The organism is Novosphingobium sp. Sphag1I, assembly GCF_056279125.1.
In genome coordinates, this window is record NZ_JBWBQS010000028.1 from 1 (window position 1) to 14123 (window position 14123).

12 protein-coding genes are annotated in these 14123 nt (G+C 60.0%); 6 read left to right on the top strand and 6 right to left on the bottom strand.

The window, feature by feature from the left end:
- Positions 1-205 precede the first annotated feature (205 nt).
- Positions 206-625 (bottom strand): hypothetical protein, encoded by a 420-nt coding sequence (locus ACZ9HU_RS21340; RefSeq protein WP_476107907.1) that lies wholly within the window; start codon positions 623-625, stop codon positions 206-208.
- Between the two features lie 256 nt (positions 626-881).
- Here ACZ9HU_RS21340 and ACZ9HU_RS21345 point away from each other — a divergent pair, with 256 nt between their 5' ends.
- Both ACZ9HU_RS21345 and ACZ9HU_RS21350 read left to right on the top strand, forming a co-directional pair.
- On the top strand, positions 882-1940 hold the full coding sequence (locus ACZ9HU_RS21345; RefSeq protein WP_476107908.1) for a ParA family protein: 1059 nt from the start codon (positions 882-884) through the stop codon (positions 1938-1940).
- Between the two features lie 293 nt (positions 1941-2233).
- Complete coding sequence (locus ACZ9HU_RS21350; protein ID WP_476107909.1) at positions 2234-3226, top strand: hypothetical protein; 993 nt, start codon at positions 2234-2236, stop codon at positions 3224-3226.
- Here ACZ9HU_RS21350 and ACZ9HU_RS21355 read toward each other — a convergent pair.
- Positions 3206-5020, bottom strand: a complete 1815-nt coding sequence (locus ACZ9HU_RS21355) for a methyl-accepting chemotaxis protein (protein ID WP_476107910.1) — start codon at positions 5018-5020, stop codon at positions 3206-3208. The two genes, ACZ9HU_RS21350 and ACZ9HU_RS21355, sit on opposite strands and share 21 nt — an antisense overlap.
- Before the next feature lie 221 nt (positions 5021-5241).
- Between ACZ9HU_RS21355 and ACZ9HU_RS21360 the strand changes: the two genes are divergently transcribed.
- Positions 5242-5991, top strand: coding sequence for a sulfite exporter TauE/SafE family protein (locus ACZ9HU_RS21360; RefSeq protein ID WP_476107911.1), 750 nt, complete (start codon positions 5242-5244; stop codon positions 5989-5991).
- Between the two features lie 531 nt (positions 5992-6522).
- Here ACZ9HU_RS21360 and ACZ9HU_RS21365 read toward each other — a convergent pair.
- Positions 6523-7182 carry a TetR/AcrR family transcriptional regulator gene (locus tag ACZ9HU_RS21365; RefSeq protein WP_476107912.1) on the bottom strand — a complete coding sequence of 220 codons (660 nt, stop codon included), beginning with the start codon at positions 7180-7182 and terminating at the stop codon, positions 6523-6525.
- Positions 7183-7296: 114 nt separating this feature from the next.
- Here ACZ9HU_RS21365 and ACZ9HU_RS21370 point away from each other — a divergent pair, with 114 nt between their 5' ends.
- Together ACZ9HU_RS21370 and ACZ9HU_RS21375 are read left to right on the top strand one after the other, a co-directional pair.
- Positions 7297-8349 (top strand): Rieske 2Fe-2S domain-containing protein, encoded by a 1053-nt coding sequence (locus ACZ9HU_RS21370; RefSeq protein WP_476107913.1) that lies wholly within the window; start codon positions 7297-7299, stop codon positions 8347-8349.
- A gap of 406 nt (positions 8350-8755) precedes the next feature.
- A complete protein-coding gene (locus tag ACZ9HU_RS21375) occupies positions 8756-9766 on the top strand; it encodes a sensor histidine kinase (protein ID WP_476107914.1) in 1011 nt (336 codons plus the stop codon).
- Here ACZ9HU_RS21375 and ACZ9HU_RS21380 read toward each other — a convergent pair.
- Genes ACZ9HU_RS21380 through ACZ9HU_RS21390 form a run of 3 tightly spaced genes read right to left on the bottom strand, consistent with a single transcriptional unit; the run spans position 9763 to position 11953 of the window.
- Positions 9763-10551, bottom strand: a complete 789-nt coding sequence (locus ACZ9HU_RS21380; protein ID WP_476107915.1) for a sterol desaturase family protein — start codon at positions 10549-10551, stop codon at positions 9763-9765. The two genes, ACZ9HU_RS21375 and ACZ9HU_RS21380, sit on opposite strands and share 4 nt — an antisense overlap.
- A gap of 34 nt (positions 10552-10585) precedes the next feature.
- The gene (locus tag ACZ9HU_RS21385) at positions 10586-10969 is read right to left on the bottom strand and encodes a reverse transcriptase-like protein (RefSeq protein WP_476107916.1); all 384 of its coding nucleotides are present in this window, start codon (positions 10967-10969) and stop codon (positions 10586-10588) included.
- Between the two features lie 33 nt (positions 10970-11002).
- Complete coding sequence (locus ACZ9HU_RS21390; protein ID WP_476107917.1) at positions 11003-11953, bottom strand: carbon-nitrogen hydrolase family protein; 951 nt, start codon at positions 11951-11953, stop codon at positions 11003-11005.
- 318 nt (positions 11954-12271) lie between these two features.
- Here ACZ9HU_RS21390 and ACZ9HU_RS21395 point away from each other — a divergent pair, with 318 nt between their 5' ends.
- The gene (locus tag ACZ9HU_RS21395; protein WP_476107918.1) at positions 12272-14095 is read left to right on the top strand and encodes a diguanylate cyclase; all 1824 of its coding nucleotides are present in this window, start codon (positions 12272-12274) and stop codon (positions 14093-14095) included.
- Positions 14096-14123: the final 28 nt, after the last annotated feature.

Consider the following 14123-nt stretch of genomic DNA (forward strand, 5'->3'; position numbering starts at 1 on the left):
TGCCAGTCCATGCCATGATACACTCCATCTCTTCGCAAAGGGGCGTGAATCACAACATGCTGGTATTGCTCAACAACTTTCGGGGCGGGCTCTAAGGTCTGCCTCCGGCGGGCAAAGGGCGGGGGCCCTTTGCAATCCCGATACTGGGTGGTGTATGGGCCGCTGGTGGGGTGTTTTGGGTTATTGTTGGAGGGCCTGCGGCGCGTTAGCGGGCGCAATATTCGTAGTAGCCGTTGCGGCATTGGGTGACCGCGTGGCGCCATGCGGCGAGGTCTTGTTCATATTGGCGGCGGCTTTGTTCATAGTTCGCCGCGTCCCGCCGCGCATCGATGGCGGTGGAATCATAGGCCGTTTCTTCATAATCCGATTGTGGAGCATAACGCCCCTGCCCGCGACCCTGCCCCTGCCCTTGAACCGCGCGATAGGCAGCCCAGTCCTTTGCATATTCCGCATCGCGTTTGCGCACATAGGCCAGTTGGTCGCGGTTCAATTTCTGAATAATCGCCCGATCCCGCGCCCGCGCCGCCGCGCTGCGCATCGCCGGATCATTAGGATCATCCGCCATCGCCGCCTGCGGCACCACAGCCGCCACCATCACCGCCAAACCCGCCAGATATGCCTTCATGTCCATTTTCCCTGAAACCCGTTGGGTCAGGGAATATCTGGCGGGGCCGGTATGGAGCAAGCGGGATGCGGTGAGACGTTGAGCGGTTCGTCGCATTCTGGAACCTCTAAAAACGAACACATCGGAACCTCAAAAAAAGCACCTCGATAGCCCGCGAACATCTTTCGTAGATGTAAACCAACTCTTTTGTGGCACAGATCACAACCTCCGGCTACTAGCAGCGTCAGCAGCAAAATTTAGACCAAGAGGTAGGAAAATGGCGGTATATGCGCTTTGGAACAACAAAGGTGGCGTTGGGAAAAGCTACCTCACCTTCCAGATCGCATCAGAGTATGCGCGAACACACACCAACCAACGCGTCTTGGTCATCGACCTCTGTCCTCAGGCAAACTCCTCAAGCATGTTACTCGGCGGGATCGAAAATGGGGAAGCCGCGATTGAGCGACTTTCCGGCGCCACCCCTCCAATGACTATCTCTGGATACATTGCAGATCGCATCGTAAGCCCATATGTCGATCCACACACCGGCGCGACGTATTTAACACACGCGCACTCCATCAACGGTCAAGTTCCAAATAATCTTTACGTCGTTTGCGGCGATGAAAATTTGGAGTTGCAGGCAGCAAACATTCAGCTCGCTTGCAACGCCGGTCCGGGAAATGCGTGGCAAATTGTCCATACGTGGATAAGAAATCTAATTGAAGATGTTAAAACGGCCTGGAATCAAGACGATATAACGGTATTTATTGACTGCAATCCAAGCTTTACGATCTATACAGAACTTGCAATTTCAGCGTCTGACCGCCTCATAATTCCCTTTTCTGCAGACGGATCCTCCAAAAGAGCCGTTAGATCGCTCTTATCACTTGTCTATGGGATTTCCCGCCGTCCGGGGCAAGCCACCTCGGAATTTCATCGCAGAACTCGACAATTCACCATGAGCACACCCCAAATATATTCATATGTTGGCAACAGGCTTACGCAAATGAATAATAGCTCCGCGAGCGCTTTTAGAAATGTTGTTGTCGAGATTTTCAACGAGGTTTATCGGGTATATCAATCGAATCCCGGACTATTCTTTATCCATCCAGTCGGAACAAATGCTCCAATCAACCGAACGACTTTCAGAATGATGTTTGAAGAACAAATCAATGATGCAAACACGGCTTCTGTTGTCTCCGGCGCAATGGGAATACCAATTTGCAGACTAACATCAGGAACAAAAACATTTGCTGGGCGAAGCGTTCATGTAAATCAATCACAACTCGACCGCCAGCAACCTAACATTCGTGATTTTGTCTCTCATATAGATTGAAAATATCATTTAACTTTATACATAGGCAATATAGATGCGAGGAATTGAATCCTCGCATCTATAAAATTCTGCAATCACTTTAGCAAATAGCCTCCGCGCCAATACCGGGATTGCAAAGGGCCCCCGCCCTTTGCCCGCCGGAGGCCCCCTTCCCCCTTTCCAAAAATCGCGCAGCGAAAAACCCCGCCCCACACGCAACGCATAAAAGTTCCCATAATGTTCTGTCCTACACCTATCCCGGTTTGCTATTCGTGACACCCCCTGCGCTGGGGCGGGGGTGCGATGGAGGCTTTATGGGCTGTACGTGTGGGGACGGTGTGGCGCGCGAGGTGGTGCATTGCGACAGCGTGCGGCCCAGCAACAGGACGAGCCGGGTGGCGTTTCGGGGGGAGGCGCCGGTGGAGGGCGATCCTTTGCTGGGGTTTGCGCCCTATATTCACAAACAACCGCGGCGCAATTCGATCACGCCGGATCGGCAGCGGGCGTTTATTGCGGCGCTGGCGGCGAGCGGGATTGTGACGCAGGCGGCGCGGGCGATTGGGGCCAGTCTGGAGGCTTTGTACAAGATCCGCAATGCGCCCGGCGCGGAGGGGTTTGCCGCCGCGTGGGAGGAGGCGGTGGATCGCGGCATGGCGCGGTTGGAGGATTGCGCGCTGGAGCGGGCGATTGAGGGCGAGGAGCGGTTTGTCATCCGGCATGGCGAGGTGGTGGCCAGTTGGCGGCGGTATGACACGCCGTTGCTGATGTTCCTGCTGCGCAATCGGCGGCGGGGGCGGTATGACGCCTATGGCGTGCGCGGGGGTGAACGCCCCTTGAGCGCGGCGGAGGAACGGGCGCGGGCCATGGAGGAGGAGCGCGAGGCGGAGGAGATCCTTGACGGGATCAACATGAAGCTGGAGCGGATGCGCGAGCGCTGGATGGCGGCCAAGGCGGCGCGGGAGGAGGATGAGGCGCAGGATGCCTTAGCGGACGATGGTTTGGGGGCCGATGATGCCGCGATGGAGGTGCCGGACGGCGATGTGTCCCCCGCCCCGGTGGAGGATGAGGGGGCGGCCACGATCCGCCATTTGCCCGAACTGTTGCGGCAGGGCTATCCGTTGACGGGCACGCCCGCGCGGCCGGTGGTGCCCACCCCGCGCCATCCGATGACGCCGGAGGAGGAGATCAGCCGCCGGTGGATGAACGACATGAACACGGGGCGGTTTGGGCCAAAGGCGCGGGGCGAGACATTGCCCCCGCCCGGTGATCAGGCCCCGCCCGGTGGATCAGGACGCCATAGCCCATGACGCCGGTTTTGCCCCGCCCGACAGCAGCGAGGTGCGCCGGTTTTGTGTGCCGCCCACATCGGGGCGGGTCGCCACGTCGCGTGTTCTGAAGGTCGAGACGAGGCGGGACAGGGCGTTGGCCTCGCTGGCCATGTTTTGCGCGGCGGCGTTGGTTTGTTCGACCATGGCGGCGTTTTGCTGGGTCACCTGATCGATGTCCAGCATGGAGGCGTTGACCTGTATCAGGGTGTTTTCCTGTTCACCGGCCTTGTCGGCGATGTTGGTGATAGTGTGGCTGATCGCGGTGACGTCTTGCAGGATGTCGGTCAGCAGGGTGCCGGTCTGTTTGACCAGATCGACGCCGCCCTGAACATGTTGCGTCGAAATTTCGATCAGGCCGCGAATGTCCTTGGCCGCGTCCGCGCTGCGTTGGGCCAGAGCGCGCACTTCATTGGCGACCACGGCAAAGCCTTTGCCCGCATCGCCGGCGCGGGCGGCCTCTACCCCGGCGTTGAGGGCGAGAAGGTTGGTTTGAAACGCGATGCCGTCGATCACGGCAATGATCTGGCGGATTTCGGAGGACGAGCTTTCAATGGCGCCCATCGCCTCGACCGCGCGGGTGACGACATTGCCGCCCTGTTCGGCCTTGGTCAGAGCGGAATGGGCCTGAATGCGCGCCTCGGCAGAGCCATGGGCGGTTTCGCGAGCGCCCGATACGACAGCCTGCATACCGGCGGTGGTTTCCTCGACATTGGCGGCCTGACGCGAATTGCGCATGGCAAGGTCGTTGGCGGCGCTCTGAATCTCGGCGATGGTGGCGACAAGGCTGCTGGTGCCCACGCGCACGCCGCTGAGCGCTTGGGCCAGTGAGGCGACGGCGGCGTTATAATTGTTGCGCAGACCCATGTATTGCGGCGGGAAGTCCTGGGTGATGCGATGTTCCAGATTTTGCTGGGCCAGTTCGTCCAGCGCTTTGACAAAGGCGTCGACGATCTGTTTCTGCTCGGCCATGTCGCGTTCGGCCTTTGCGGCGGAGGAGGTGGCGACGGCCTGTTTGATTTCATCCAGAGCGGTGCTGATGTCGCCCACTTCATCCCGACGGTCGGCGCCGGGGATGGGATGGTCCAGATTGCCGCCCGCCATCATGCGCATCGCGGCCACCAATTGCTGGATCGGGACAAGTGCGCGTTGGCGCAGGGCCATGGCCACGGCAAGCGCCATCAATAGGCCAATGCCCCCCGCCATGACCATGCGGGTCGAGGCCGCCTGCGCGACATTATCGGCATCCTGCGCGCGGCTCAGGGCGAGTTTTTTATTGAAAGCAATCTGGCTGTTGATCGTTTTGCGCAGATCGACCGCCACGGCCACCATCGGCCCGCGATAGAGCGCCTTGGCCCCGGAAATGTCACCGGCCAAGGCCATGTCGCGCACCTGCATCGTCTGTTGGCGCAGGGTGGCCCATTCGGAAATCACCTTGTTCATGATCGCCACTTCGGCCGGGTCGGTGGGCAGGCGGCGATATTCCTCGATCCCCTTGTCGGCCTTGGCGATGTTGTCGGTGATGTCCTGGTCCACGCTGCGCGCGTCCTCCACCCCGTCGCCGGTGACCTGAAGCCCCTGTTTGATCCGGGCCACGTCCATGGCCCGTGATATGTCGGCAAGGGCAATCAGACGGGGCATGGATTCGCGCGTCACCAACTGGAAATCACTGGCCACGCTGCTCAGGCCCGATGAGCCGAAATAGATCATTGCAAGGATGAGCGCGATAATAGCGGTCGATCCAGCATAAATGACACGCGAAATGGAAATGTTCATCGCCAAATACCATACGAAGGGGGAGGATTACTTGGAATTTACCACAGACCCTTGCGAAGATCGTTTCGCGCAATTTAGATGGTTCTACCCAGAAATCCGCCATTTTGCGGGGCATATTCGCACGATGCCGCATGCCCGCCCCATCGGTCGATGACCGGCAACTGGCGCAAGGGTGCAAAGATGGCTATCGGCATATTGCCCCCGAATGAAAGGTTTGCTTGATGCTCGACAGCCCTCTGGCCATAATCTGTGCGGTTTTGGCCGTGGTGGTGTCGGGCATGGCCAAGGGCGGGTTTGCCGGGCTTGGCGGGCTGGCCATGCCAATCATGGTGCTGGCCAACGCACCGGTGGAAAGCGCGGCGGTCATGCTGCCCATCCTGATCGTACAGGACGCGGTCAGCGTATGGTCCTTTCGCAAGCACTGGTCCGGTGCCATCCTGAAAGTCATGATGCCGGGCATGACGCTGGGCGTCGCGCTGGGCTGGCTGTTTTCGCGCAGCGTGAGCGAAAAGGCCGTGCTGTTTGCGGTGGGCATTGTCTCGCTGTTGTTCGGCATTCAACGCATGTGGAACGAACGCGGCGGGCGCAGCGCCCTGCCCTCCAACTCGCCCGGATGGATTGGCGTGCTGTTCGGCACGTTCTCCGGTTTTGTCAGCCACATCGCCCATGCTGGTGCGCCCCCGTTCCAGATGTGGGTCCTGCCCAAAAAGCTGGAGCGTGACGTGCTGGTCGGTACCACCGCCATCGCCTTTGCCTACATGAACTGGATCAAAGTGCCTGCCTATATGGCACTGGGCCAATTCACGCGGGCTAACCTGATCCATGCGGCGGTGCTGATGCCGCTGGCCCTGCTTAGCACATGGGCCGGAGTATGGGTCGTGCGGCGTGTCGATGCCGCGCGCTTCTATCGCATCATCTATGCCATGATGATGCTCGTCGGGTTGAAACTGATGTGGGACGGGCTGGCCTGAGGCCGCTTGGTCGCATTGCCGTCGGGTGAAACGCGGGCGGGATGCATGCGGTCGGATCAGGTGCCTCCGGCGGGCAAAGGGCGCCGAGCATTTCTCTTGAGAAATGCGACCATAAGAACGCTCCTTTGCAATCCCATTATGGCGGTGTGTCAGGGTCGCGCCGTTGTGATGGGGAAAACGTTGCCTGTATTGAAGGCCGCGATGCGGCGAAGGAATGCGCGAAAGGTTGTGGAAACGGGCATCAGCCCAGCACTGCCTATGGCCGGAATTGAGACTAAGCGGTCGTTCACGACGTCACTATGTAGCGTCTAATGGCGCTGAAACCTACCATCGATCAGTTCGATTATTCCCTTTCGGCTAGGGCTAGGCCGCAAGACACTTTGAGCTGGCGCCTCCGGTCGGGGACTGTCTCAAGCTGCCCTTCGTTCATCAACATGGACTTTTTTATGGAGACAATAGCTTGAGTTGGGCTGTTTTCGGCAGATGCGCGTTCAAACCGAACTCTAGTCCGGCAGAAGTGATCTGATGGGGTTATCGTTCGACCAGACCTGTGCATGTGAAAACCTGGGCGAGCATGTGGCGGATTGCCTCCTCGACCCAATCCTCGCCAGTCGGGTCGACGCCTGAAAACTGCGCGATCAGTGTACAATTCCCAAAGGTTATCAGCGCCGCGCCAATCAGGCTGAAATAGGCGATTTCTGGCGCCGCCCCGCCCAGATAGCCATCGGCCCGCATCCGGCTGAACACCGGCGCCAACAATCGCCACACCGGCTGCGCAAAGTTCTCGGCCAGCCAGGCGCTGCGGTCGGAAGACACTGACATTTCCTGCAGCATAAGGCGGGTAAGGCGCGGGTTTTCGGCAAAGCCGCGCAGCAACGCCGGCAGGGCCGATCTGGCGATGTCGCAAGCTGGCGCCCCCTCGAACAGCGCTATGTACTGGGCCAGGCGCTGTTCGAGTTGCCGGGCGAAGGTTTCGATGACCTGCCGCCACAACACCATCTTGCTGGGGAAGTAATAGGCCAGATGCCCCTGCTCGATCCCGGCAGCAGCGGCAATGGCACGCGTGCTGGCGCCTTCATAGCCCACCTGCGAAAACACATCGAGTGCGGCCTCCAGCACCCGTTGCCGGTTTTTCGCGCCATCATAGCGGACCGTGCGAGGGCGGAGCGGTGCAATTTCGTTTGCGGCCATGTTCCGCCCATGACGCATCCTGCATTGATGCGCAAGGACGAATGTTTTTCGATTGACAAAGAATGTTGGTCGAATGACAAACATGGGCACAAGCCAAGCCATCGGGAGAATGCCATGTACCCCCTTTCTATCGATCAGCCCTATCCGCGTAACCAGTGGTGGGTGGCCGCCTATGCTTCAGAAGTGGGGCGCGATCTGCTGGCGCGCGACATTCTGGGTGAGCCGGTGATCCTCTTCCGCACCCAGGCGGGCGAAGCGCTGGCATTGGCGGGGATCTGCCCACATCGGGCCTTTCCCCTGGCCAAGGGCTGCGTGGTGGGCGATACGGTGCAATGTGGCTACCACGGCTTCCAGTTTGGGCCGAATGGCGCCTGTCAGCACGTGCCGAGCCAGAGCAGCGTGCCACAAAACGCGCGGTTGCGCAGCTACCCTGTGATGGAGCACGGCGGGCTGATCTGGATCTGGACCGGCGCGGTCGAACTGGCTGATCCCGCCAAAATCCCCAACGTGGCCGCCATTGGCCTTGGCCGGGCGGATTGGGCGGTCGAGGAGCATCCGTTCAAAACCGTCGATGGTCGCTATACGCTTCTGATCGAGAATTTGCTCGACCTCAGCCATGTGACCTTCATCCACGATAAGACCATCCCCGGCGGCGAGAAGGTGGCGGCCATCCCGGTGTCAGTGATCGAGACCGAGACCAGCCTGACGGTGCAGCGGCGCGGCGAGAACCTGCCGCTCAACCCCTTGCTCAAGATGCAATTTCCCAAACAGGCCGGGCCAGTGCACCAGCATTTTGACGCTGAATACCTCGGTCCCTGCATGATCCGCACCGGCGGCGCGATGTATGATGCGGCCACCGGCGTCGCGCTGGGCATCCAGAACTACATCCACATGATCACCCCAGCCAGCCCAACCCGCATGCACTATATGGTGATGACCGCGCGCAATTTCGGCATCGACCAGCCGCATCTGGGCGAGATACAGATCGGCATGGGTAGCCGGATCCAGCCTGAGGACATAGATGCCATCGAGGCGATCGAACGTGTGCTGCGATCGGGCGCCACCATGCCGCAGGAAATCAGCGCGAGGGTCGACACAGGCGCGCTAAAAGTGCGCCGGCGGCTGGAGGCCCAGATCCGCGCCGAGAACGTTAGTCCCACCCAATGATGCCGGGGTCGCTAATCCATGGATGGCAGGTGTTGGAGCAGATCGACCTTCCCGGCACTACATCGAAGTGACCGATTTTGGCCGCATGCTGCCACATAGGCAACCGCAGCTTTATCCCCGCGTCCGGAACATCTGCTTGAAACTGCGAAAACCGCAAAAACGGCCAATTGGGGATTGCCCCCGCGGCGCGAAATAAGACCATGTTCCAAATCGACAGGTTTCAGTTGCATGGTTTGCACCTGTCGCCCTATGGTAAATGAACGGCATGCATCCAACCACAGGGTGCCCCTGCGGTTGGATGCTTAACGACTTGCTCTCGTCAAATGATGGGCGCGGACGGCCTGACCGTAGATGCTTTTGGGGAAAGCCAGTCGATACCGTGCCGCAAATGCCTGAAAATCAAGCCATGCGCCAAAAAGTCGACCAATTCGATTGGGCCGCGACCCCGCTTGGCCCGCGCGCATCCTGGCCGCCCGAACTGGCAACCGTGGTGGCACAGGTGCTCGATTCGCACTTTCCCAAGGCGCTGTGCTGGGGCCCTGACCTCATCACCATCTATAATGACGCCTTCCGCCCGATCCTTGGCGACAAACCCGCAGCGCTGGGTCGCCCGTTTAGTGAAGTCTGGGCCGAGGTGTGGAGCGATATTGGCCCGATTGCCCAACGTGCAATGGAGGGCACATCGACCTTTATCGAAAACTATCCGTTGATCATCGATCGGGGCAATGGTCCGGAACAGGCCTATTTCACCTTTTGTTATGGGCCGCTGCGTCTGGCCGATGGGTCGGTGGGCGGGATGTTGGACACCGTCATGGAAACGACGGACACCATGCGTACCCAACTGGATTTGCAATTGGCCAATCAGGAGTTGGCGCATAGGCTGAAAAATACGCTGGCCATGGTCAGTTCCATTGCCCGCCAGACGATGGGCGCCCATGTCGAACCACCCGTCTATGCCTCTTTTGCCAGTCGCATCAAGGCGCTGGGCCATGCCCACAGCCTGTTGCTTCGTCAGAACTGGGCCGCAGGGTCGTTGCGTGAAACGATTGCCGGTTCGCTTGAACCCCATGCCGATGCAAGGCGTCTAAAGCTGTCGGGACCGGATTTGCCCGTCGGTTCGCGCGCAACGGTGGGGCTGTCGATGCTGTTCCACGAACTGGCCACCAATGCCACCAAATATGGCGCGCTGTCGGCGCCGTTTGGGTCGATCGAATTGACGTGGCGCGTGGATGATCAGACCTTGCGTTTTGAATGGCGCGAGGTCGATGGCCCGCCGGTGCGCGAACCCGCCCGCCGGGGCTTTGGATCGCGCCTGTTGAAACATGGGCTGGATGGCGAAGGCACAACGCAGATGCTGTTTGAGCAGGACGGCTTGCGCTTTCACCTCGATCTGCCGGTTGCCGCGCTGGAGAGTTAAAGGCGCAAGGCGTCACCCGTGACAGGCGATGCAGCACCATTCTCGCTGTTTTTAACCGCAACCTTCACCAAGGACCGATCCCAGATCAGCGGCCAGATCGCGGCCTGGACCATCGTTTCAGGTTTGCGGCCCATGCCGGTCGGCGGAAATCCATCCGGGCGGCGATAGGTGCCGAAGATCACGTCGAAGATCGGAAAGATCCCGGCAAAATTGGTGTCGTAATGTTCGGGCATGATCGAATGGTGGCGGCGGTGATAGGCCGGGCTGTTGAGCAGCCATGACCAGCGCCCGAAATCGATCCGCGCGTCCAGATGCGCAAACAGGTTCCACAGCGAGGCGATGCCATAGGCAAAGGCGATGGCCGGTGTGGGCGATATGACCATCAGCACCACCGACCACACCGTCATCTGCTTGATCAATTGATCGCCCCAGAAATGGCGCTGGGTGGTCAGGACCGACATTTCCGGGTCGGAATGGTGCAACGCATGCATCGCCCAAAGAAATGGCACGCGATGCTGGGCATAGTGAAACGCGAATTCCGCAAAATCCTTGAGCAGCAGAAAGATGATGAAGCCGAGCCAAAAGGGCAGATGCGCCCCGTCCAGCAAGGCTGGCCCCACCCAACCACGCAGCAAGGGCAGGACCGTCAGCGCCACACCGAATTGCAGCGCCCAGATCTGAAGATTGCGCCACCAATCCGTGCGCGGCGCGCCCGCCATGCGCTCCACAAGCAGAAAGGCGGCAATCACAAGCAATTCGGGCAGGAAACTGAGCAGCAAGGTCATGGAGCCAGCCTAAGCCGGGGTGGTTAAGATCGCCCTATCGCGGATGGCGCGCGGCCAGAGCGATCCCCGCCAGATTTTGTTGCCGCTTGATCCACCGGATGCGCGCAGGGCGATGGGTCGCGATCAGGCTCAGAAACGCCGCGCCATGATGGTCGCCGCCCTGCCCGCTCTCCATCGCGCAATTGGCCAATGTGATGACCTCCAGCGCGTCACCGATCAGTTCGACATGGGTTAGCCCCAAGCTCTGCGACAGGCGCAGGGCGGCGTTCAGCGCCAGCCATTCGGCGTCGCGATTGCTGCCATGGCCCAGATTGTCAAAGCGATAGACCTGTCCCCGGATCACGGCGGCGCCTTCGATCGGGCCGGGATTGGGGCGGCATCCCCCATCGAAAAAGACTTTTACGCGGCGTTGCGGCAATGGGGCTGTCCTTTGTTGCGTTGGGTGGACCACCTATCGCAAGTCCACATATTCGACGACAGGCAATTGACCCGCACCCGGTTGCGCATCCCAATCGCGGTGGGTCAGGATCGAGCCATCGCCCCGCCATGCCGCCACCCGCGCCAGATCGATGGGTGCGTAAAGCCACATGGCCTCACCCTCGCGCCCCAAGGCCAGAACGCCATCGGCGGGCATGTTCGCCCCGGCCGCGGGTTTGGCGTCGGGCGGGCCATACAGACCCGCCGCCCCGCGATTGACATCGACCGCAGGCGACCATGGCGCATCCCCCACCGTCGGCGATTGCAGGACAAAGCACTGGTTTTCCAAGGCGCGGGCCTGCGCCCCGATACGCACCCGCCAATAGCCATGCAGACTGTCGGTGCAGGAGGGGGCAAGGATCACCTGCGCCCCGGCCTGAACCAGCGCGCGGGCGATCAGGGGAAATTCGCTGTCATAACAGATCGTCATGCCGATACGCCCCAGCGCGGTGTCGAACAGGCGCAGCGGGCTGTCTATCGCGCTTGCCGGGGAAACGCCCCATTGCTCGGCCTCGAAACGGGTCATCATCACCTTGTCCTGATGGCTGACCGCGCCCGATGGGGCGAAAAAGCGGGCGCGGTTGACGAACCGGGCGCTCTGCCCCTCCACCCGGCAAGGCGCGCTGGCGGCGAGTATGTAAACGCCATGCGCCCGCGCCAATTCGCGATGCAGTGCGTCCACGCGAGGCAGAAGATCGGACACCGCGCCAAGACTGGCCAGCAGATCGGACCGCCCCACCGGGTCCAGCGCGGCCAGTTCCATCGCACCATATTCGGGAAATACCAGAAGGCTTGCCCCCTGCCCCGCCGCCTGATCAACCCAGCGGCGCAACTTGGTTTCATAAGCGGCCCAATCGGCCAGATCATCAATCGGATATTGCGCGATGGCCGCCAGATAGGGCGCTGTGAAAATGGGGACGTTCATCCCACGAATTTGCGCGGCCAAGGACATAGCGGCAAGCAAGAAAAACTTGAGCGCGACACCGGCACGGATTTTACGAAAAGCCGGGATTTGAACTGTTTGGCACGCTGTACGACCATCCCCAAGGGCAGCGGCGGTACTTTATGCGCCAGCGGTTAAGTCAGGCGGACGAAGCTAGGAAATTTGGTGATGCGGAATCCGTATCGACAAAGCCGCCATAAACCCATACATTTGATTCTATTGGGTATATATGCAATCGCCCCAGGAGACACTGCAATCACTTTTTAACCATCCTCTAACAGAGTCTTGTTAAACCGGGATATGTTCGCATCGCTCTCTGCCCGCATTACCTTCCTTGGCGCTCTGGTCATTCTGGCTCTGGCGTCCTTTGCGGCGATTCTCTTTGACGCCTCACTTCAGGCCAGTGACGCCGTCAAATGGGTCAACCATTCCTCCACCGTGATCGAAAAATCGCAAATGGCCTTGAGCCAGTTGCGCGCGGCCGAATCGGGCACCCGTGGTTACGCCCTGACCCAATCGCCGACTTTTGGCGCCAGCGTCGATGATGCGCTTGTCCGCTCTCAGGACAACATCCGTTTGGTGATCGGATTGACCAAGGATAATCCGGTGCAGCATGAGCGCTGGCAGGAAGTCGCCAAATTGATAAGCGACCGATCGGCCTCCCTGCGCCAGACAATGACATTTTGCCGCGAAGGCAAATTCGCCGACGCCCGGGCCAAAATCGCTAGCGGTCAGGGCCGCGAAATAATGGACGCCATCACCGTGCGTGCGCGCAGCTTCCTTGACGATGAACGCGCATTGCAGGCCAGTCGCACCAACGCGCTGGAAAGCCGCCTTGCATGGTCAAAAGGTCTCGCTGTGGGCGGGGCAGCGACAGTAGCCCTGATTGTGGTCTTCGGCTTTGCCCTATTGATACGCGGTATTCAGCGCCCCTTGGCCGTCATGCTGCGCGCAATGACCGATATGGGCAATGGCCAACGCTCGGTTCGGATCACCAGCGCGATGGGGTCGCAGGAATTCACCGATCTTGCCGAACAATATAACGTCATGGCCAATCAGCTTGAAGATGCCGTGGCCGATCAGATCGCCAGCGAAGCCCAATTGCATGTCGCCAACACCGAATTGCAGCGCAACAGCGAAACCCTGCGCCAGCGGGGCGATGTGATCGAACTGCTCGGCGGCATGGCGCATCGGATGCAGGCCGCCCGCACTGATGATGAATTGGCGCAAATCATCCGCGTCTTTGTGCCGCGCGTCTTGCCCGGCATGTCGGGGGCGCTTTATGCCCACAACAATTCGCGCAATCTGTTGGTGCCGATCGCCGGTTGGGGCGGAATGGATCCGGGCGATGAAGGCTTTGCCCCCGATCAATGCTGGGCCTTGCGCCGGGGACAGAGCCATTTTGTCGCCGAACCGGGCACCGACATCGTTTGCCACCATGCCAATGACGGCGAAATCTATCATTGCGAACCGCTGCTGGCCGGGGGCGAAGTCATTGGTGTCCTCTATCTGCTCGGCGTGGTGGAAAGTGAAACGCGCTTCCGCCTGACGGTGCTGGCCGAAAACATTGCTTCCGCTCTGGTCAACCACCGCCTGCAACGTTCGCTGCGGGAACAGACGATCCGCGATCCGCTGACCGGCCTGTTCAACCGCCGCTATATGGAAGAAGCGCTGACGCTGGAAATCGCGCGCTCCACCCGTTCGGGCGTACCGCTCAGCGTGGTGATGTGCGACGTGGACCACTTCAAACGGTTCAACGATGAATTCGGCCATGATGCGGGCGATGCCGTGTTGCAGGCCGTCGGGGCCGAATTGAAGAAACTGTTCCGCAGCGGTGATGTCGTGTGCCGTTTTGGCGGCGAGGAATTCACCATCATCGCGCCGGGCACCACCGCGCAAGTGTTGATGGACCGCGTCGAACAGGTCCGCCACGCGATCAGCGAAATCAACGTGCGCCAGAAAGGCCGCACCCTTGGCTCGGTCAGCATGTCCTTTGGCATCGCCAGTTGGTCATCGAACATGGACAATAATGGCGAAGCGCTGATCCAGGCCGCCGACGTCGCGCTGTATCAGGCCAAACGCGAAGGCCGCAATCGAGTGATCGTGAACGCGCTGGCGGCGTGAACTGCTTGGTCACGGCGCTGTGTAAACG